27 protein-coding genes are annotated in these 16,094 nt (G+C 51.0%); all 27 read right to left on the bottom strand.

Annotation, left to right across the window (positions count from 1 at the left end; translation table 11 throughout):
• Positions 1 to 13: 13 nt before the first annotated feature.
• A complete protein-coding gene (locus ACI6NM_RS09765) occupies positions 14 to 286 on the bottom strand; it encodes a hypothetical protein (protein ID WP_058722727.1) in 273 nt (90 codons plus the stop codon).
• Between the two features lie 13 nt (positions 287 to 299).
• Positions 300 to 902, bottom strand: coding sequence for a hypothetical protein (locus ACI6NM_RS09760; RefSeq protein ID WP_058722728.1), 603 nt, complete (start codon positions 900 to 902; stop codon positions 300 to 302).
• Positions 871 to 1,242, bottom strand: a complete 372-nt coding sequence (locus ACI6NM_RS09755; RefSeq protein WP_071698940.1) for a hypothetical protein — start codon at positions 1,240 to 1,242, stop codon at positions 871 to 873. The genes ACI6NM_RS09760 and ACI6NM_RS09755 overlap by 32 nt, the downstream gene beginning before the upstream one ends.
• Positions 1,239 to 1,478 (bottom strand): hypothetical protein, encoded by a 240-nt coding sequence (locus ACI6NM_RS09750; protein WP_058722729.1) that lies wholly within the window; start codon positions 1,476 to 1,478, stop codon positions 1,239 to 1,241. The genes ACI6NM_RS09755 and ACI6NM_RS09750 overlap by 4 nt, the downstream gene beginning before the upstream one ends.
• Positions 1,479 to 1,496: 18 nt before the next feature.
• Complete coding sequence (locus ACI6NM_RS09745; RefSeq protein WP_058722730.1) at positions 1,497 to 1,934, bottom strand: hypothetical protein; 438 nt, start codon at positions 1,932 to 1,934, stop codon at positions 1,497 to 1,499.
• Between the two features lie 173 nt (positions 1,935 to 2,107).
• Entirely contained in the window at positions 2,108 to 2,497 is a 390-nt protein-coding gene (locus ACI6NM_RS09740; protein WP_009258020.1) for a type II toxin-antitoxin system death-on-curing family toxin, read from the bottom strand.
• Positions 2,494 to 2,745, bottom strand: a complete 252-nt coding sequence (locus tag ACI6NM_RS09735; protein ID WP_009258021.1) for a type II toxin-antitoxin system RelB/DinJ family antitoxin — start codon at positions 2,743 to 2,745, stop codon at positions 2,494 to 2,496. Before ACI6NM_RS09735 ends, ACI6NM_RS09740 begins: the two co-directional genes overlap by 4 nt.
• A gap of 117 nt (positions 2,746 to 2,862) precedes the next feature.
• Positions 2,863 to 3,411, bottom strand: a complete 549-nt coding sequence (locus ACI6NM_RS09730; RefSeq protein ID WP_058722731.1) for a hypothetical protein — start codon at positions 3,409 to 3,411, stop codon at positions 2,863 to 2,865.
• Between the two features lie 26 nt (positions 3,412 to 3,437).
• On the bottom strand, positions 3,438 to 4,307 hold the full coding sequence (locus tag ACI6NM_RS09725; RefSeq protein WP_118438867.1) for a hypothetical protein: 870 nt from the start codon (positions 4,305 to 4,307) through the stop codon (positions 3,438 to 3,440).
• A gap of 63 nt (positions 4,308 to 4,370) precedes the next feature.
• Complete coding sequence (locus tag ACI6NM_RS09720; protein ID WP_157838658.1) at positions 4,371 to 4,532, bottom strand: hypothetical protein; 162 nt, start codon at positions 4,530 to 4,532, stop codon at positions 4,371 to 4,373.
• Positions 4,533 to 4,569: 37 nt separating this feature from the next.
• Positions 4,570 to 5,064: an adenylosuccinate lyase gene (locus ACI6NM_RS09715; RefSeq protein WP_118438866.1), complete on the bottom strand. Its 495-nt coding sequence runs from the start codon at positions 5,062 to 5,064 to the stop codon at positions 4,570 to 4,572.
• The gene (locus tag ACI6NM_RS09710; protein ID WP_071698944.1) at positions 5,057 to 5,737 is read right to left on the bottom strand and encodes a hypothetical protein; all 681 of its coding nucleotides are present in this window, start codon (positions 5,735 to 5,737) and stop codon (positions 5,057 to 5,059) included. The genes ACI6NM_RS09715 and ACI6NM_RS09710 overlap by 8 nt, the downstream gene beginning before the upstream one ends.
• Positions 5,738 to 5,781: 44 nt before the next feature.
• Complete coding sequence (locus ACI6NM_RS09705) at positions 5,782 to 6,138, bottom strand: hypothetical protein (RefSeq protein ID WP_058722735.1); 357 nt, start codon at positions 6,136 to 6,138, stop codon at positions 5,782 to 5,784.
• Between the two features lie 30 nt (positions 6,139 to 6,168).
• Positions 6,169 to 6,774: a DUF6809 family protein gene (locus ACI6NM_RS09700; RefSeq protein ID WP_058722736.1), complete on the bottom strand. Its 606-nt coding sequence runs from the start codon at positions 6,772 to 6,774 to the stop codon at positions 6,169 to 6,171.
• 120 nt (positions 6,775 to 6,894) lie between these two features.
• Positions 6,895 to 7,665 (bottom strand): methyltransferase, encoded by a 771-nt coding sequence (locus tag ACI6NM_RS09695; protein ID WP_009258028.1) that lies wholly within the window; start codon positions 7,663 to 7,665, stop codon positions 6,895 to 6,897.
• A gap of 32 nt (positions 7,666 to 7,697) precedes the next feature.
• Positions 7,698 to 8,153: a hypothetical protein gene (locus ACI6NM_RS09690; RefSeq protein WP_009258029.1), complete on the bottom strand. Its 456-nt coding sequence runs from the start codon at positions 8,151 to 8,153 to the stop codon at positions 7,698 to 7,700.
• A gap of 12 nt (positions 8,154 to 8,165) precedes the next feature.
• Complete coding sequence (locus ACI6NM_RS09685; protein ID WP_009258030.1) at positions 8,166 to 8,606, bottom strand: DUF7659 family protein; 441 nt, start codon at positions 8,604 to 8,606, stop codon at positions 8,166 to 8,168.
• 181 nt (positions 8,607 to 8,787) lie between these two features.
• Complete coding sequence (locus ACI6NM_RS09680) at positions 8,788 to 9,471, bottom strand: YkgJ family cysteine cluster protein (protein WP_009258031.1); 684 nt, start codon at positions 9,469 to 9,471, stop codon at positions 8,788 to 8,790.
• Positions 9,472 to 9,566: 95 nt separating this feature from the next.
• Positions 9,567 to 9,815, bottom strand: coding sequence for a hypothetical protein (locus tag ACI6NM_RS09675; RefSeq protein WP_009258032.1), 249 nt, complete (start codon positions 9,813 to 9,815; stop codon positions 9,567 to 9,569).
• A gap of 38 nt (positions 9,816 to 9,853) precedes the next feature.
• Entirely contained in the window at positions 9,854 to 10,393 is a 540-nt protein-coding gene (locus ACI6NM_RS09670) for a sigma-70 RNA polymerase sigma factor region 4 domain-containing protein (protein WP_009258033.1), read from the bottom strand.
• 98 nt (positions 10,394 to 10,491) lie between these two features.
• On the bottom strand, positions 10,492 to 11,337 hold the full coding sequence (locus ACI6NM_RS09665) for a hypothetical protein (protein ID WP_009258034.1): 846 nt from the start codon (positions 11,335 to 11,337) through the stop codon (positions 10,492 to 10,494).
• Between the two features lie 41 nt (positions 11,338 to 11,378).
• Entirely contained in the window at positions 11,379 to 12,452 is a 1,074-nt protein-coding gene (locus ACI6NM_RS09660) for a DUF932 domain-containing protein (protein WP_009258035.1), read from the bottom strand.
• A gap of 32 nt (positions 12,453 to 12,484) precedes the next feature.
• Positions 12,485 to 13,300 (bottom strand): hypothetical protein, encoded by an 816-nt coding sequence (locus tag ACI6NM_RS09655; protein ID WP_009258036.1) that lies wholly within the window; start codon positions 13,298 to 13,300, stop codon positions 12,485 to 12,487.
• A gap of 109 nt (positions 13,301 to 13,409) precedes the next feature.
• Complete coding sequence (locus ACI6NM_RS09650; RefSeq protein ID WP_009258037.1) at positions 13,410 to 13,817, bottom strand: single-stranded DNA-binding protein; 408 nt, start codon at positions 13,815 to 13,817, stop codon at positions 13,410 to 13,412.
• A 274-nt stretch (positions 13,818 to 14,091) separates the two neighbouring features.
• Positions 14,092 to 14,697 (bottom strand): hypothetical protein, encoded by a 606-nt coding sequence (locus ACI6NM_RS09645; RefSeq protein ID WP_009258038.1) that lies wholly within the window; start codon positions 14,695 to 14,697, stop codon positions 14,092 to 14,094.
• A gap of 167 nt (positions 14,698 to 14,864) precedes the next feature.
• Positions 14,865 to 15,305 carry a hypothetical protein gene (locus tag ACI6NM_RS09640; RefSeq protein WP_432489917.1) on the bottom strand — a complete coding sequence of 147 codons (441 nt, stop codon included), beginning with the start codon at positions 15,303 to 15,305 and terminating at the stop codon, positions 14,865 to 14,867.
• A 44-nt stretch (positions 15,306 to 15,349) separates the two neighbouring features.
• Positions 15,350 to 16,051 carry a hypothetical protein gene (locus ACI6NM_RS09635; protein WP_009258040.1) on the bottom strand — a complete coding sequence of 234 codons (702 nt, stop codon included), beginning with the start codon at positions 16,049 to 16,051 and terminating at the stop codon, positions 15,350 to 15,352.
• Positions 16,052 to 16,094 lie beyond the last annotated feature (43 nt).

The following is a 16,094-nucleotide window of genomic DNA, read 5'->3' as shown; positions in this document are numbered from 1 at the left end:
TCGGCGAAGGCAGTCAATGAAAATTTTCATCGCAGTGACGGCCGGCCCCGCCATATTCCAGCAGGGCATAGCCGATACACCGGGCCGTCTCGCCCAAAGTGTTTTTCACGGCTTCTTCCACCACATCATCCGTATCTGGGCACTCCTGTTCGTTGTTAAGGCGTGTCAGCTCGTGGTGCAGCTCTTTCATCTGCTCTGGCGTTACCGGCTGGTCAGTTTGGACCAGTACATCAGCAAAGTCGCCGCAGCCATCAACATTCAATTCTCGGATCAGCAATACTCCCATAAACGATCCTCCTTCAACGGTCCTCGTGCCAATCATAAAGCAAAAGGTCATGGCTGGAGGCATTCGGCTGGAGGACTGCCGCCCGAAAACGATAATTTGTAAATACAAAGCCAGTGGGTTTGTGCGTGTACTGGACGGCAAGAATGTGATACTCCCGACCCATCCAGTCGGCAGATTCCAGGACCTGTTCGGTTTCATTCCCAAAATCAAGGGCAAAAATCCAGTTATCCTGACAGCTGCTCGGGTCAGAGTAAGGCTCCCCGCTCGGCAGGAACAGAAGCTTTTGTTTCATATCTTCATAACTGTGGACCCCCGGGTGTTTATTCAAGAACGCTTGTGCCAGTTGTTCCCTAAAGGTATAGAAGGGGATGAATGGCTTTTTTCCCTCGAAGTCCCCGTTTCCATCCAGAGCGATCACCTGCCCATCCGAGATGATCTCGATGATAACATCCTTTCGGATGCGGCAATCATTTTGATAATCATCCGGGGTAGAAGTGTACCATGTGCCATCAACTGTATCACGGTTGCAGTAGTAATAGGGCTGGTTTACAGATTGGAACACATCCTTGCAGAAGCCTGTGTCTTCAAACAGAAAAGTGAGCTGGATCGTTTTCATTCGAGTTCCCTCCGTAGTAATAATCATAGATTTTTCTTAGACCGCACCGTATTTTGGCTTTGGTAGGACTGCCGGTGGCGATTCTCTGACCAGAGCCAAACGCTGGCCCGAAAAACCAAATTTCGTAGTGGGTGCAGAGATGCCGCCCTTTTGTGTGGGCGCTTGAAACCGACCACATATAGGCGTCGCCGGACACCGTAAACTCCTTGGGATAGCAATATTCCCGCATTCCATCCGGCGAGAAATCATCCAGCGCCGCGGCATTCCCGGAACGGGGGTCTGCTTGCGGCTGAACGACCTCCCGGAGCCAGAGAAGAAAAGAAGGCTCCCCGGCGCTCATACCGATTCCTCCGGCTTGCCGGCCTTTTCATAGTAGACCTTGCGAGTGCCGGCGCCGCGAACTTGGAAGATAAAACCGGGCACCATCTCAGCCAGCTTGTCAGCATACATTTTGGCGCGGCCACAATCTGGGATCAGCGTAGCATAAACCAGGCCGACTCCAACTTTTCCTTCATGCAAATTTATAGCGCCATAACAGCGGGCTCCAATTTTCTTCCCATAGACGATATAGTTCATCGCTTCCCGCCCTTTCTGTTAATACCAGATGAAAGTCTGGCCGCATAATACCTGAATACGGTCCATAATGGCATCAACTTTCTTTTCGGAGAGGGGAACATCTGCATTATTCCAGTGCCGAATCAATTCTTCCAGTGTACGGTCTGGAGCTGATACACAGAAATCACAGCAAAAGTTATAGAGCGGCTGCCCGGTATAGGCTTCAAAGACGCTTTCAGTACCATCAGCAATCCGCTGTCTCTGGTTCCCACTGTAGTTGATACGGCCTAAATAGGCGGTACCATAGCGTTCACGGTAGGCATTGATGATTTTGCGGTTTAAGTCATTGTAAGTATCATCGGCTTCATCAATCCTGAGATACCCTTCACGAGCGAGGGCATACTCCCGCTGCACTTGCAGGTAGTAGGAGAGGGCGTCCATGGGTTTCGGATCATGCGTGGGATGTTTTAGTTTCATCAAAAAATCCTCCTAAAAAACAAGGGACCGGCAAACAGCAAATGCGCTGTTTGTCGATCCCTTTGTGATAGTGTCCCTTGCCAAATAGCAAGGCATTTGTCAAATAAGAAAAAGTGTAGAGTTTTATTTCTGTGGAGCAACATTGAAAGTATCAATGATACAATACTGGCAGATCAATCAGAAAAATCTTTTAGGTGCTGAATGATCCATGCTTGCAGCTCGTGTTCTCCCGCACTGCCATTTGCAATAGAGATAAACATATCCGCAAGTTCGCCGGGCTTCAGTTCAAGAACATAGCCGTTCCATTTCAGCAGCAACTGCGTCATCATTGCGCCAATCCGTTTGTTACCATCAAGAAAGGCATGATTGGAGGCCAGTCCAAACCCTATTCTGGCTATTTTCGCAAGGTCCGTTTCAAAAAGATCAAAACCGGCAAAGGTTTGCAACGGAGCATTGACTGCGGCTTCCAGACTATTTCGGTCCCGAATACCGTCCAACCCACCTGAAGCTTTGATGATCCTGCTATGGACGGCGATAACATCTTCAACCGTCACCCAAATCATTCCGCCATCCTCTTATAGTCATCAGCGAAAGAACTTAAAACCGCATCGGTATCCGCCAACATCTGCTCCCTTGAAATTTCTGCAGATGGTGTGTTAAGAGTTAAGGGAAACGGCATTCCATTATTGCGGACAAAGGCATTTGCAAAAATGTTGAATGCGGTGGATGTGGATATGCCCAGCTGCTCGCAGATGGCGGCCATTTGCGCTTTGACCTGACTATCTATTCTAAATGTCATATTGGTATCCATATAATCGACCTCCTTGCACTACAATTATACTACATATCATGTACAAATGCAACGAGTAGGATGCTTAATTGAAGAAGGCCACGGGAACCAATCGTCTTTGAGGGAGTGCTGTATCATCTATGCGGCAGCTTCTGCGGGAGGCAGCTCGTTGATGATGGGAGCGGAAAGTAAAATGGCCGTTTCGGTATCTTCCATTAACAGCCACGCACCATCGCGCCAAACACAAGAAGTTGCCTTGTTGTAAATCTCCGGGACCTTATTGGGATCGTCGATGCACTCGCGGGTAACGAGCAGGCACATGTGATCGAGATAGAAATAGTGAAGAGATTTTTCAATTTCCTCTCGTAAGGTATGGGCCAGGGCTGCAATTTCATCCATATCCTGCCGCTGAAAAGCAGCCTCGGAAATCTTTTTCAGGCACTGTGTTTGCTGAATCGCTGCATCAATGTAGGTTTTGGCCTCGTTAAACAGGCTGTGCCGGATACGAATATCACATAGAGCTACATGACGGGTGTATTCGGTGGCTGCTTTGCAGATTTGCCCCCGCAGTTCTTCATAAGGTTTTTGGTACTTTGTTTTCAGCACTTCCAGCGATACAACTTCCAGATTTCTCCGAAGGGTATCCAAATGAATTTCAAGTGCCTTGCGTAATTCTTTTTCGTCCATAGTTTTCCTCCATTTCACAACAGAAATTACTTTTGTGGGGATGCCTGCTGATCCTCCTGTAAAATATCCTGTGCGGCCTTGGATACTGCATCCCAGTAACACTCCCAATAGGTATCGCAGAGATCCAGGTAGTGGCTGATGCGCCCTTTGATGTCCGCATTGTGCAGCAGTTGTTTTTTCTGATCTTCTGTCAGAGCCAGATACTCCGGCAAAGCTTGAGCTTTATCAAGAAAATCCTCCCGTGCGCACTCATCTTCATAGGCTGCCGCCACGGTGCGTATAAATTCAGGAGCCAGCGGCAGAGGCCGTTTTTCAATGGAGAGGTAAAAGTGGTTTTCGCAGTATTCCCCATCCAGATAGCACTCATAGCTTTCTGCGGTTTCTTCCTCTGCAAACTGACTCTTTTCACGCCATTTCTCAATGCAGCCGCTCTCCAGTTCGTTTTTCAGATCGTCATGAAATTGCCGCTGGGCATCCGTTAAATTAGTGAACGGAGCCTCATAAGAGCCAAATTCCCCGTCAGTGGCCCAATGCGAGACGACGACATAAAGCGTACCTTGGGGATACGCCTGCTCGGGAACGGCCAGAGGCGTCAACATTTCAGGCGCCATGATGACCAGTTCCAGCCCTAAATCCTCCACACGCTTTGGCGCACCATAGAGTTCAGAAAAAGTCTGCTCCAGTGCGCGGCGGGCAGCGGAAAGGCACGGCGGGTCAAATTCACAATAGATGTCCGGCGTATCATTTTCAGTTTCCCGGTCATCATCCGTGCGAATTTCAAGGATGCGCCCGAAGAGCCCGCTGTACTCACTCGCTTCATTGGCGAGGACGCGGCTGCCTACTGTGTAGGTGATGTTCTCATGTGAGAATTTCTCATCCGGTTTCTTATAAATCATAGTCCATTCCTCCCTTGAAGGGGAAAAGCAAGTCCCCTTGATTCATCAATAAATGTGCCTTTATTATCCGCGTCGAAAATGACGGCACCGCTCGTAAACATGAAAATGAGCAGTGGAATAAAAGCGATATGCCTGCTGCTTTTTAGGCGGCAGCAGCCAACGGCGGATGGGCCGCTTGGCAGTACCGCAAACTGCAGGCTTTTGGCTTTTGAAGATTTTCATCATCCATATCCTCCTTGATAGACTGTACGCGAAATGGTGATCACCCTTCCTCCATGTCCTCGCCGGCCTCGATGATACCGCGCTTCCGTTTCAGCTCCGCGATTTTTCGCTTCCACTCTTTCTGCGACTGCTCGGCCCGTGCCCGTTCCGCTTGCTGATCTTCCGGGGAGAGTGCAGAAAACTCCCACTCCCGGCGATCTGCGTCAATATCCGCCATGATGCGGCGCACCAGGCGCAGAGCCAGTTCGCTCTTTGTCGGCGGCAGCTGCTCCATGGCAGCCTGCCCCTGCTGAAAAAGAAGCCGGTACCGGTCGTATTGAGCCTCGGTGATGAAACCCCATCCGAAGTCATCCTGGAGTTCCCGCTCGCTGTGGTATTGCATCACTTTCTCAAATTCAGCCTGCCGGACAGAGCATTCTTTCTCCACCGTCCGGGCATATTTTGCTTCTATGCGGCGCAGATCTTCCAGCACCTTTGTACAGGCTGCCGCCTCCATCAAATAACCATGGTCCCGCGGTTTCAGATACCTACTCATCCAGCACCTCCGTTTGCTCATCATCACAGCTTACCAAAGGGCAGGCGTAACTCTTATCAATGCTGGGCATGGTACAGCCCATATCAGGATCATGACAATCACAATTCAAGCAGGGAACCAGTGGCTCCGGCTGAAGCCGGATTCCCAAAACGATGAATTCACTCCATCTTCCGCAGTGTGGGCAGGGGATTGTCCCGTTGTACGCATGGTCGATCTGCTCTTGTGTAACGGGGGAAATCTTATGGCAGCATTCGTTCCGCACATATACGATATGAGCGGCTCGCCAGACTTCTGGACGGTATCTCTTATTGAAAGGAAGGTAGCCGCCCCATTGCGGATTGTCGAAAACCCGATCAATGTGTAGCTGAAGGGCTTCTTTTCGCAGTTCAGCGGCTGATGCCCCGATATAATTGTGTTCGCTGCACCATTGGATCAGATGCTTTAGCAGATGTGTCTCCCCATCGCGTTCGATGACAGCATCCGCCAGCCTGCACCAATCCTTTTCTTCAATCTCTCCAAGATTGGTTTTTACACCGTCCCACGGCAAATGCTTTTTATCCCGGCCGGAGCCCGTGCTGTTACAGCGGAATACGCCGTATTGCCAGCGAATATCCTCGTATGTGATAGAAGAGAAGTCTACTCCACTGGGCAGATGATAGTCCCCATATTTCATAGTTTTCAATGCCTCATAATTTTCACGACTGGTCAGACCTTGTTTTACACAGTCTGACTGCTATTGTGAATCTCTCCGGTTTGCGCGGGGCCAGCAGACGCATTGGTGTCTTGGCAGGAGCTGTCCGATGGAGGAATCTCGCCTCTCAAAACAAAAGGAAGAACTGCGTTCCAACTGGTCAGGGGAACTGGATTGCCGTCTATTTCCCGCAGAGCCTCATCCATCCAGCACTTTTCGCAGATATATACATGAGCGTATCTGCTCAAACTGTTCAGGAAAAAATACAGCCCGGAGTATAATTCGTTGCGGCCGCACCGCGGGCAGAGAAGCTGCTGTTCCGTCTCCTGCAGAGGGCAAAGACGCTCAAGAAATCTCTTTGCTTCGTCTTCAGAAAGTTTCATATTGTGTCCTCCATTGCATTTCTTAAAATTTTATTGGCACCAACTTGGCCGATGCCGGTATAAGGTCAAGCCTGTTATGAGATGGATCTCTTTGTCATTAGTGACTTGAATGAATCCTTTTTTGCGGGCCACAACCCTGACCTCCTCATTCATGTCAAGACAAAATACTTGTTCCCCGTCCATCTTCCGGAGCTCTTGCGTGGTAAGGGGAACTTCAGCGGCAAATTTGTTTTCAGGCGGTATAAGCCCAGCTACCAGCATTTGTACTGCGGTCTGAAAACCGGACTCAAAAGCCTGCTCGGCCACAATGCTGCTGCACTCACCGGCGGCAAGCTGGTACGCTTCCAAGGCGGCTATGGCTTCCGGGGAATTGCCCATTTTCTGGCGCAGGAGTTCCTCTGCCATTGAAGCATTATGGTTAAGCTGCTTCTGGTGCTCGCTTTGTGTTTTGAACACGCTCGGCTCATAATCTCCATAGTAGAGATCATGAAGAAAATCAGGGTCAGCGACAAAATCGGCTGATAAGGACTGCTTGGGCGCAGACAGACTTTCGGCGATTCGTTCCAGAGCCTTGATGAGACTGGGCAGCTGGGAATTAAAAAATCTGCGGCCATATTCTGTTTCGTGCAAATTCAAAATTCGTCACCTCCATATAGAGAAAAACCGCCAGTGCCTTCGGGCCTGTAGCGGTTTATGTGAGGCCCCAGAACAGGGACCGGCTTCTTGGTTGTTCATGAGGACAAACCGCCTGCTCCTTTAGGCGGCAGAGGTATCTGTCCCTGCAAAGTCACAACATACGATTTCGCATATTGGCGCGGTGCAATGCCAGTCATTTTTATAGTAGGCCGTGTCGATCCCTTGGTTAAACTCCAATAAAATCCCAGTCCTTTTTTCAAATGTTCTGGCACGCCCTTCCTGAAGCCAGCGATGGTCTTCCGTTCCGCTATATACGAATGGCGCGCTCATTTGCGGTATTATGAACGCACCTTCCTTTGCAATACGGGAGGCCGCCTCTATTACCATGTATTCAAATTCGCCGCTCATGTAGCTTTTGCGGTAATTGTTTGCAATTCGGCCAAACGGCGGATTTGCAATCGCGAAGTCAAATTGGCCCAAGAGGTCAGGCAGAAAGGGATCAAGAACATCCGCGCATATCCATGTGGCCTCTGGCACAACTTTTTTACCAACCTCAACATAGTGCGGATTCAGTTCTACACAGGTAATATCGGCATAGCAGCGGCTGCGGTCACTGCATTCCAGCTGTGCCGCATAGCTCAGTACGCCGATTCCAGCACACAGGTCGATAATTCTGATCGTCTTTCCGTATAGGCACGGAATCTGGAGAGTAAAATCGTTGGCAAGTCCAAAAGGAGTAAAAAATGCACCGGACTTGCTATTGATGTGCTCCGCGTCTTCCCGGAAATTTTCAAAGATAAAAAGCTTATCTTCGTGGGAAAGGTGTTCTTTCTGCAGGAGACAAACCGCCTGATCATGGAGCTGAATTTCTCTTTTGGTCAGCTTACTCATGGGTATCCTCCATTTATGTGGTTTGGTACAGTTTAGACAGTGAAACCTTCCATACTGCAGCGAAGAATGCAGTAGTCGGTCCGAAGGCTTTTCATGTGCCGCAGAATATCTTCTTTGGACTGGTAGCCCTCCAAATTCAACACCTGCCGTTCTGGACACCCCTTCTCGCTGGTCAGGTTGCAGTACCAGTACCCGCTTTTGGTCTGGTAGACCTTCCGATTTCTCTTGTGACCGGGAATCGTGAGCGTCAAATGCAGACCGCCGACGCCATACTCTGCATGAACGAGCATAAAAGTCGCTTTATACAGCTCGCGTTCTTCCTTTTCTACAAAACCGCAGAGATCAGGCAGCCTGGGGCACCTTCCAGATGTGTGGGGCATATTGCGCCGATTCCGTTGGAATTTTCCCCGGCACCAGCAATCCCGCACCTCGCATTTTTCACAATCCACAGCGCCATGAAGCGGTGGGAAATAGTGTTGCTGCTCCATCACATGGCCTCCTTAAAAACAGTCATTCTGCATTACTTTTTGGCAGGCCAAGTCCAAACCAGCTTTCAGCTGAGGCATGGCCTCCATGTATTGGGGAGTGATACCCAGGGCATCAAGCGTGTCTTGAACATCGCCGGTATAGCCGTATTCGTGGTTGGAAAGTTCAGTCAGGAACATTTCATAAATGAAATTATCTCCAGCTTTATCAGCGGCAATGGCCTCATCAAGCTCCTTGCGGTGCCGGGCAAACATTTCATGTAGCTTCGGCGCATCGCTTTTGCGGTAAAATCCACCGGTGCCAGCGATAGCATACACCTGATTCATGTCGGAAGGGCGCAGGCCGAGCCGGCGCATTCCCTCTGCGAACTGCCGTTGATCGAACGCAAAAAACATGGGAAAGGCGTTGACCTCTTCCTGCTGGCGATCCCGTAACTCCTGATAGTGGTTTTTCATACTATGCGGCCTCCTTTTTCATCCGCTGTACAGACAGCCTGACACGCCATTCATCCGGGCGGGGCTGACTGCGGCAAATCCGTTCTAAAAGGTCTTTATTCGCACAAACAGCATATTGCTTCCACTGAGGCCCTGGCCCTTGACGGGTCAGGTGCTCCAAGGCATACATCATCACAGCACCCTACCTTTCCACCTCGAATTGCCGAAGCTTTTCTAACAGCAGACGGGTGTTCTGCGCGTATTGCTCAAGGAACGGCTGATCCAAATCGAAGTTATAATATCGGTAAAACAGCACTTGGAAGGTCATCTGTTTGCATAGTTCCGGAGAGATCGAGCGCATCCGCTTACCGATTTCCGTGATAGCGGCATATTCCTGTTTCAAATACTCTTTCTCCATTCTGGGGAAATTGCGATAAAACCAGTCTTTGACGGAAACCTTTCCGCCGTTGAAATGGTACTGCTGATTGTGGTCAAAGCAGAGGCAGTATTCAAAATCACGGCCCCGCTCGCCGGGTCCTACAGAAAAGGGATAGAGCCGGCAGGTCCGTGGGCGTGCCTCGTAGATGCTGCATAATCCATCCTTCAGGAAAATACAGGAATCGTCCGGCCCCGTGGTTTTCAGCATGAAGATGGGAAAGCACTCTTGGGTCAGCGGCATAGGCTCGCAGTATCGGGTCAACACATCGTCTATGGTGCAGATGTTGGGATCACAGCCACGCAAATAGTTTGCCAACCGGTAGGCGTCCATGCTCTCCACCATCACAGCATCTTTGATATGGCGGCAGCATTGACCGCATCTGCGGCACTGATAGTCCACACAGTCTTTGGCGTGAACTGAAACTACCATTGTTTTTTGATCATCCATGACAATCCTCCGAAAAAAGGCCGTGGCGGAAAATCCGTCACGGCCCAAAACATATAGGACAAGCTCTGTTGTCCCGGTATCTTCTTACAACCGCTTTACGCGCACGCGGCCAGGCTCACCATCGGGAGCGGGTTGCAGGCCGCCAGCGGAAAAGGGGCCATTGAGAGGCAGTAATTGGAGTTAAGCGTTTCAAAGCGTACCATATCATCCGACTGATCGTGGATGGCTACCACACGGGAGGTATGATAGATCTTACCACCTGCATGAAGAAGTGCGCCCTGCCCAATCACCAGCGGACGCAGAAGTGCTCCGCGCATCACAATAGATTTTTTTGATTTCGTCATATACTTCGACCTCCATTCTGTTTGTGGTAGATAGAGGGCTACTCGCGGCATAACCTCAAAAACACAGTATGGACCTCCTCAAGAAGTTCCTGGATGCGCTTCATCGGTATTTTTTCGTGGCTGGAAATCTCCTTAATGCCATAGCCGTAACCCTTCATGCGGACAATTTTCATCTGTTGTTCAGAAATATGGGAAGCCAGATCATGGAGCATCTGCTGCATTTCAAATTCCTGCATGAGACGGTCCTGACCCGGCAGCACCTCTTCCAGCGGAACGCCATCCGAGTATAGGCCCAGATGGATGCTGATGACTTCTGTATTACGCTTGCGGCGCGCCTGTGTACGGAAATAATCGTATAAGCGAAATTTCATTTGTCGAATCGCAATAGTGCTAAAAGAATACTTTTGTGCAGATGCGCTATTACAGTAGTCCTGCACAGCCTTCAAATACGGGAAAATAACCACATCATAGAATTCATTCTCTGGAAGATGGTTGTCATTGAGAAATTTATAGACCAGGCCATGGTGTTCAGCGGCAAAATCCTGCTGCTCCTTTGTCAACGGTACTTCACACAACATAAATTTTCCTCCGTTCTAAATAAAAAAGGGATACCTCCGACTTACGCCGGAGGTGTCCCTTGATGATGTATCATGCGGCATTGCCGCAACAAAAACAGTTACGCCGGCAACTGTTCATAGTCGCCGTTGATCTCGCCGACCACATAGCTTCCATCCGGACCCGGGGCCGCAGTGGCAGATTCCGGGATCTCATAGTCGCAATCGTTGGCCCGCTGTTCCTCATTGATCAGCGCCCGCTGAATGTTGATAGTTTTGATTTGCCCCTTGAAGACATTGGCATAGGCGCGGATCTGGGCCAGCTCTTCCCCCTGGAAATCACGCAAAAGGCGGAAAGTTGCAACGCTGTAATCATTGCTGCCGTTGCTATCTTTCTTGAGGCCGATCTGGACCAGACTGCCATAGGTGGCACGCTGGCGATAGACAAAAGCCCTGTTCAGGAACTCCTTGAACGGCCTGATGCTGGTGGGCGGCAGGGAGACCAGCAGAGGCATATATTCACCACTGCGCAGCAGATAGAGATGCCTCATATTCTTGCACGCCTTGCCGCGGCCGCCATCCTTGGCCGATCCATACGCATTCATGGGGCAGGTAGCACACGCACCTCCCGGTACGCCGATCCCTGTTTTGCCATCTACAGAGGAGCAGAGCGGTTTGGTGTCTTCGTCATACTCGCTGCCTTCCGGCCACAGAGTATAGGCAGAGTGGTTGTAGAGGATGATGCCCTCCAGCGTCCGGGTATAATCCGGATTGTCGGGATCTTCCGTGGGAACTTCAAACTGCAGGGCGCCGCCGGCGGGAATCTTCACCCGCTGGAAGCTCATCATCTGAAGCCCATCCGCATCTTCTGCGATCTCATCGCGGCTGAAGTCGCCCTCCACCATCGCCGGAAGCAAGAATTTGTTCTGCTCGTTTGCGGCCACCATAGAAGTGTTCTGTTCGTACATAGTTCATTCCTCCTGTTAATTTTTTGATGGATGGCAGCCATTTAAGCGGCCATCTGGTTAATTCGGCTCCACTGCCGTGCCGGCATGGAGAGAATGTTGTAGCCGATGCCTTCCAGCGCGGTTGCCCGGTCATAGTCCTTAACATCCTGGCTGTGGCGCGTTACGGCGTTGGACAGACCATATAAGGTCAGATCGTTGCCTTCAATCAACCGCTGCAGCACACCGGAGCTTTCATCGTCCGTGATGTGAAAATCCTTGCTTACGAGCTTCACAATGCCAGGGACAGCGGCAGTATTCATGGGGGCATCCTTGGCTTCCCGCATCATGTTGACCACACGGGTAAAGCGTACCTCGTCTACTACGGCCCGCACCGTGTCCTGGATCTTCATGGCGAAGGCTTTGTCATCGGCCTCCAGCGTCTTTTCCGAATACAGCTGGTAGTTCTCCGAAGCCTCATTGACACGGCCTACATGGTTGCGGCGCGTCTGGGCGTCGTTTACCACCATACCGTTGCTGCATACCAGACGATAGACCAGCGGCTGGATGCTCACCGAGCCCAGGCCTACCTCGCTATTGCTGATAATAATACCGGACTGCACGATGTCGCCGGGTACGACCTCTGCCTCCAAGCGGGTGTTGACAACCTTGATGTACATACGGCTGTCGGTGAGCTGGCAGCTCTCGAAGTGCATCCCTTCCATCTCCTGAAGGACTGGAAGGACAATCCCGGCAATATCGAGGTTGTCTATACGCCGGTAGCGGTTGCTGAGAAACGCCCGCGCTGTGCCGTCTATGGTGCGAACCATACGCACAGCCGGCTCCCGCTGGAACCAGGCATTCACATTCTGCGCCAGCAGCTCGGGGTATTCCTCCAGCATCTTGTCATAATAGGCTGCCGGGATCTTGAGGTGCGTTCCGATCTGCCTGTGTGCGATGGCGTTGACCTCCAGCGGCTCCACGGCATAATCACCGGATTGGTCGTAAGCGTTGAGATACAGCCCGCCACCAAAAGGCTCCAACCGGAGACTCCGGGTGTCCAGCATATAATCGGCCTTCAAATCGTTCTGCCGCTGGATTTCCTGTGCCATTTCCACAAGACTGATCCCTGATTTCATGTTATTTCACTCCCTTCTCATGACGATGGCGGTCACCAGGAGACCTGGATGCCCTGCGCTGTTGTTTCAGCAGCCAGACCGTTGCTCTCAAACACTTCCACCAGACGAGGCCAGTAGACCTTTGCCGGAAAGTTGGAAAGATGTTCCTGCGGGACAAGCTCTTCACCCTGCTGGATGCAGATGTCCCCGTTCTCTTTCAGTGTGAGTTTGCTGTGGCCGCGTGAGTTCAGGTCGGCAATCAGCGTCTCCATCACTGTGCGCCCGTTATTCTCGTACCAGATACGCGGGTCGATGGGCTGCTTGTTGGGTGGGATGTCGGCCTGATCTTCCTGCTCTGTCCCTGCTTTGGACAGAGGGACGATTTTGAGCAGGTCACAGCGGATCGTCGCATCCTTGCCGAAGGTGATGTCCGCATGGTCGAACGCCTCCACATTGTAAAGGCGGATACGCCCTGTGCCGTTGCTGCGGATCAAATCCGCCGGTCTCTTTTCACACCACTCAAAGCAGGCGTTGGGAAAAGAGGAACGCAGATAAGTCAAAATCCGGTGGTTGGCATAGCGGAGCAGCAGATCGTCTGGTACAGGCCCTTCAAGCTCCGGCACCGTAAAGGTGTTCTGCGCGACACCCTCGGCATGGAGCTGGCGTTCCCTCTGCTGACGCTGACGGCGGCGCCTGGCCTGCTGCATATAGGGGAGCAGGAGGATCAGCACGACCCAAAGCCCCCAGAGGGTAAATACCCCTATCAGAAGCCACGCTTGCCAGGGTCCGCGTACCAAAGCCATGATAGCGATGACAGCACCGATCAGGATTGTGATGCTGCCGCTCAAAAGTCCTTTGTCGTTACTCATGTTGTTACCGTCCTTCCTTTTAAGTTTTGCTTGAAAACAAAAAAAGGGACCGCACCAAGCTTCAGTTCATTCTGAAAACTTGATACGGTCCCTCTTGCAGTGCCGGATTTTATTCCGGCAGGGATTCGCGGTCGCCGTCCATTACCTCGGAGGGGGCTGGAGCGGTTGCCGCCGCGTCAGAGTCATGCTGCTCATGTTCCGCTTTTGCTCTGGAAGATTGCCCAGGAAGAAAGCCAAAGTCCGTCAGCCATACTTTCAACTTTTTGACTGTGGCCCCGTCCTTTTGCCGTACATCCACCAGTTTCTGCGATCCAGTGAGCCAGATCATGCTTCCCTTTTTGACCTTGAGCCGTGTGAGCCGGGCAACCTGGTCGCCGCGGGCCCATACTTGATAGAAGTTCGGATGTTCACCTCCGGAGCGTTCCACCAAATCAAAACAAACATACGGCTGCTTTGACTGGCTCTCTTTGGGAGTAAGCTCGTGCATGACTCGGCCAAATACATAGATTTGTGCCATAACACTCCTTTCTTCGCCATCGGCGTTACTATCTATATATAAAAAGTGCCAGCGGATACCAACCCGAAAAGGGCGTGGCAATACCACTGACACTTGATACAGCATACAAACTTAACTGCGTGTGCAATGCAGGGCTTTGGGCCTTGCGGTACAGATGTTTCATCTGTATCCCACATGGGGAACGCACAAAAATCAATTACAGGTTAAGTGTAACACCGTATCTTGTGTTTGTCAAGTGATATAATACTATATATAGATATTTTAGCCCGGCGAGTTACAATATGTGGTTCATGTGGCGGTAGTAATCGTCCAACAGGTAGAATTTCAGTTCCTTGGCCCGGGGTGTACCATAGTTGAAGGTCAGCGCATAGAGATTGCCTGTTCCATCTATACCGAGGGGGCCGAGCCAGCAGTCGGCAGTGTTGCCGTTGAGATACCAGAGCTGAATGTCCTGGTAAGCATCTTCCGAAACAAGCCCTGATGCGGCCAGACGCTGGGCGTCTTCGTCTTCAATCAGGGTGGAGGAAAGAAAACGGCGGTAAAGTTCATCCGGCAGACCGAGAGCCTGTTGGTAGGTCAGCGGATTCGGGTGATTCAGCCACCAGCGGGTGACATCTTCAAAGGTGCGCAGATGTGGTTTAGCTCCAAGCGCCCGAAAGCTGCGGATGAACGATTTCACCTTGTCCGGGGATGGCGCAGAAGGGATTGGGATTTCACGCACTTCGTTGTCTGAAAAGGAAAAGGCAATCCGCTCACCGCATCTGTCCTCCAGCATGAGTGCGGAGCGGGATAATGGAGAGACCAGAAAGTGCTCCATAGCAAAGGTATGATCCAGAAACTGTTGGATTTTGTATTGCTCAATCGTGTGTGGTTTGTACATGGGGGTAGCCCTCCTTTTTAGATTCTACCTATTAAATAGGAAAAATCCCCCGTTTTTCTGCAGCAAATCAAACTTTGTAAAAATAGTGGATAGAGGAGTAAGAAAAAGAGATACGATGCTGTGGTTATGTAGCCTGCACCGTATCCCTTTCCTATTTTGCCGTAGGTTTAGCCGTTCTCCTTAGCCTGTTCCTCTTGGACAGCCGGCTCGCCAAGGGCCTCATATCCCAGGAAGCTGTTGGTGGAGAGAGCCGCGTCCAGATAGTCGTTTCCAACAGTGGGGTGGTTGCTGCTTTGAAAGTAAAAACGATACCGGGCGCCAATCTGGAACTTGGCGGACTTACTTAACAGTAAAGTGCGCTCCGCACCTTGTTCGTCTATTAGTTGGATCTTGCGATACTGCCGCATCATAGGCGAGACAACGCTGGAGCAGACGCCTTCTACGATCTCATACTGGCCCCGGGCGATGGTGCTCCATAAGCTCCTAACCAGTACCAGAGAGGCAAGAAAGATTATGCTGCCCAGTACCAGCAGGATATGGTCTGTGGTAATAATGAAGATGATTAGGCTGAGGGCAATGCTTGCGAGCCCGGCCAAAAAGGTCAACAAAATCTTTCGCCGTAGCACGAACGGGAATTGGTTCCATTGATTCTTCATGTGGTAATCCTCTCAAAAATGATTTGCTGGCGCAGGTAGAGGTTGGCAACGGCCAGCGTTACTGCCTGACTGCTCCGGCTGTTTTTCATTATGCCGGCGATATTATAGCAGGTGGTTTCGTCGTCGCCGTACACGGCCTCCATCAAGAACTGCTCATTGGGAAGATAGGCAACATCCTGCTCTACACACTTGATGATCTCGGCGGTGGACAGCAGAGCTTGCTGGGCCAGCCTCATAACACGGGTCTCATAGTCGGTACGCCGGTCTTTTTGGAATAATTTTAGCGCCTGTTGAATAGGGACTCGGCGGCCTGCCACCAGTTTGACAAATGAGATGCTCCTCATCAGCATTGATCCGCTGGCTGGAATAATGCCGAGAGAACTCAACAAATCATACAGAGCATCGTATTCCGTTTCACCACAGCCAGATACCAGCAGACCTCGGGTGAGCAGCCGATTTACGCAGGCATCCCAAGAGCGGGAAATACAATCTCCCAGAGAGGACACCAGCTTGTCACACTGGAGGGAAATATCCTCTCGTTTAGAAATTCGCCAGTTTAGGGCAGTCCAAACGACCATTTCCTGCATATCCACCATGTAAGTTTGCCCGCCCAGGCGGATGACCGGGCAGGACCGGCCACAGCCATTCGTTTCCCGATCCAGACGGCCGATTGCAGTATATAGGGTATTCTGTTCCATTCATCAGTACCTCCTTCTTTTATATATCCTTTACTGCGGAAAG

The organism is Pilosibacter sp. YYHA0881, from assembly GCF_051602715.1.
Taxonomy (GTDB): Bacteria; Bacillota; Clostridia; order Lachnospirales; family Lachnospiraceae; genus Alitiscatomonas; species Alitiscatomonas aceti.
The sequence above is the reverse complement of the archived record's forward strand: the minus strand, read 5'-3'. Positions and strand labels throughout refer to the sequence as shown.

Bases quoted from the DNA above. Each gene is read 5' to 3' on its own strand.
- ACI6NM_RS09650 (WP_009258037.1), bottom strand. From the start codon at position 13,817: ATGGCACAAATCTATGTATTTGGCCGAGTCATGCACGAGCTTACTCCC.
- ACI6NM_RS09715 (WP_118438866.1), bottom strand. From the start codon at position 5,064: ATGAGTAGGTATCTGAAACCGCGGGACCATGGTTATTTGATGGAGGCG.
- ACI6NM_RS09635 (WP_009258040.1), bottom strand. From the start codon at position 16,051: ATGGAACAGAATACCCTATATACTGCAATCGGCCGTCTGGATCGGGAA.
- ACI6NM_RS09695 (WP_009258028.1), bottom strand. From the start codon at position 7,665: ATGAGTAAGCTGACCAAAAGAGAAATTCAGCTCCATGATCAGGCGGTT.
- ACI6NM_RS09745 (WP_058722730.1), bottom strand. From the start codon at position 1,934: ATGAAACTAAAACATCCCACGCATGATCCGAAACCCATGGACGCCCTC.
- ACI6NM_RS09675 (WP_009258032.1), bottom strand. From the start codon at position 9,815: ATGACGAAATCAAAAAAATCTATTGTGATGCGCGGAGCACTTCTGCGT.
- ACI6NM_RS09720 (WP_157838658.1), bottom strand. From the start codon at position 4,532: ATGATGAAAATCTTCAAAAGCCAAAAGCCTGCAGTTTGCGGTACTGCC.
- ACI6NM_RS09750 (WP_058722729.1), bottom strand. From the start codon at position 1,478: ATGAACTATATCGTCTATGGGAAGAAAATTGGAGCCCGCTGTTATGGC.
- ACI6NM_RS09705 (WP_058722735.1), bottom strand. From the start codon at position 6,138: ATGAAACTTTCTGAAGACGAAGCAAAGAGATTTCTTGAGCGTCTTTGC.
- ACI6NM_RS09680 (WP_009258031.1), bottom strand. From the start codon at position 9,471: ATGGATGATCAAAAAACAATGGTAGTTTCAGTTCACGCCAAAGACTGT.
- ACI6NM_RS09655 (WP_009258036.1), bottom strand. From the start codon at position 13,300: ATGAGTAACGACAAAGGACTTTTGAGCGGCAGCATCACAATCCTGATC.
- ACI6NM_RS09755 (WP_071698940.1), bottom strand. From the start codon at position 1,242: ATGAGCGCCGGGGAGCCTTCTTTTCTTCTCTGGCTCCGGGAGGTCGTT.
- ACI6NM_RS09765 (WP_058722727.1), bottom strand. From the start codon at position 286: ATGGGAGTATTGCTGATCCGAGAATTGAATGTTGATGGCTGCGGCGAC.
- ACI6NM_RS09670 (WP_009258033.1), bottom strand. From the start codon at position 10,393: ATGTTGTGTGAAGTACCGTTGACAAAGGAGCAGCAGGATTTTGCCGCT.
- ACI6NM_RS09690 (WP_009258029.1), bottom strand. From the start codon at position 8,153: ATGGAGCAGCAACACTATTTCCCACCGCTTCATGGCGCTGTGGATTGT.
- ACI6NM_RS09685 (WP_009258030.1), bottom strand. From the start codon at position 8,606: ATGAAAAACCACTATCAGGAGTTACGGGATCGCCAGCAGGAAGAGGTC.
- ACI6NM_RS09730 (WP_058722731.1), bottom strand. From the start codon at position 3,411: ATGGACGAAAAAGAATTACGCAAGGCACTTGAAATTCATTTGGATACC.
- ACI6NM_RS09725 (WP_118438867.1), bottom strand. From the start codon at position 4,307: ATGATTTATAAGAAACCGGATGAGAAATTCTCACATGAGAACATCACC.
- ACI6NM_RS09735 (WP_009258021.1), bottom strand. From the start codon at position 2,745: ATGGATACCAATATGACATTTAGAATAGATAGTCAGGTCAAAGCGCAA.
- ACI6NM_RS09760 (WP_058722728.1), bottom strand. From the start codon at position 902: ATGAAAACGATCCAGCTCACTTTTCTGTTTGAAGACACAGGCTTCTGC.
- ACI6NM_RS09740 (WP_009258020.1), bottom strand. From the start codon at position 2,497: ATGATTTGGGTGACGGTTGAAGATGTTATCGCCGTCCATAGCAGGATC.
- ACI6NM_RS09660 (WP_009258035.1), bottom strand. From the start codon at position 12,452: ATGAAATCAGGGATCAGTCTTGTGGAAATGGCACAGGAAATCCAGCGG.
- ACI6NM_RS09645 (WP_009258038.1), bottom strand. From the start codon at position 14,697: ATGTACAAACCACACACGATTGAGCAATACAAAATCCAACAGTTTCTG.
- ACI6NM_RS09710 (WP_071698944.1), bottom strand. From the start codon at position 5,737: ATGAAATATGGGGACTATCATCTGCCCAGTGGAGTAGACTTCTCTTCT.
- ACI6NM_RS09665 (WP_009258034.1), bottom strand. From the start codon at position 11,337: ATGTACGAACAGAACACTTCTATGGTGGCCGCAAACGAGCAGAACAAA.